1 protein-coding gene and 1 pseudogene are annotated in these 737 nt (G+C 72.0%); both read right to left on the reverse strand.

The window, feature by feature from the left end:
- Window positions 1-527: biotin/lipoyl-binding protein (locus tag F3J14_RS35260; protein WP_166726793.1), on the reverse strand; the 527-nt coding region annotated here is incomplete at its 3' end.
- Window positions 527-737: pseudogene (locus tag F3J14_RS35265) on the reverse strand (RND transporter); the annotation flags it as partial. The gene F3J14_RS35260 and the pseudogene F3J14_RS35265, both read right to left, overlap by 1 nt.

Here is a 737-nt window from a genome sequence, read left to right on the forward strand (position 1 = left end):
GCGCCGGCGACCGCCGCGCGGGCGCGCGCCAGTTCCTCCGGCGCGACGATCTCGACCGATGCGCCCGAACGCGCGGCGAGCGCGCGCTGCGCGAGCGACAGGTCGGCCTGGCGCGCGTTCACGGCTTCCACATACATCGTGTTCGAGATCTTCGCGTTCGCGACCTGCCGCACGGCCTGCACGAGCTGCGCCTTCGCCTGCGCGAATGCGACAGACGCTTCGGTGTCGTCGAGCCGCACGAGCGTCTGCCCGGCGCGCACGGCCTGCGTATCGGCGACCAGCACGTCGGTCACGGCGCCCGGGATCTGCGCGGCGACCTGCACGATGCTGCCCGCGACGTACGCGTCGTCGGTGTCCTCGTCATAGCGGTCGTGCAGCAGCCAGAATGCGATCCAGACGAGCGCGGCCAGCAGCACGACCGCGAAGAACACCGTGAAGCGCTTGCGGCGGGTCGCCCGGCGCGCGTCGAGTGCCGGATCGTTCAGTGCGGCCGGCTGCGCGGCGGTATGTAGGTTGTCGTGGTGCATCAGTCGCTTTGCGTAACGATCAGGCGGTCATGCTGGAACACGGGGATCGCGCTCACGCGCGGGTCGGCCGAGACGATGGGTACCGCGCTGCGCGTGCCGGTGCTCACGCTCGCGCTGTCGGCCGCCGCACTGCGCGGCGTCACGATCGCCGCCGGCGGGTCGATCTGCGCGGCGCCATTGGCGGACGTGGCCGCGCGACGCGCTTCCGTG

This window comes from Burkholderia sp. Tr-862 (assembly GCF_011753085.1).
Taxonomy (GTDB): Bacteria; Pseudomonadota; Gammaproteobacteria; order Burkholderiales; family Burkholderiaceae; genus Burkholderia; species Burkholderia ambifaria.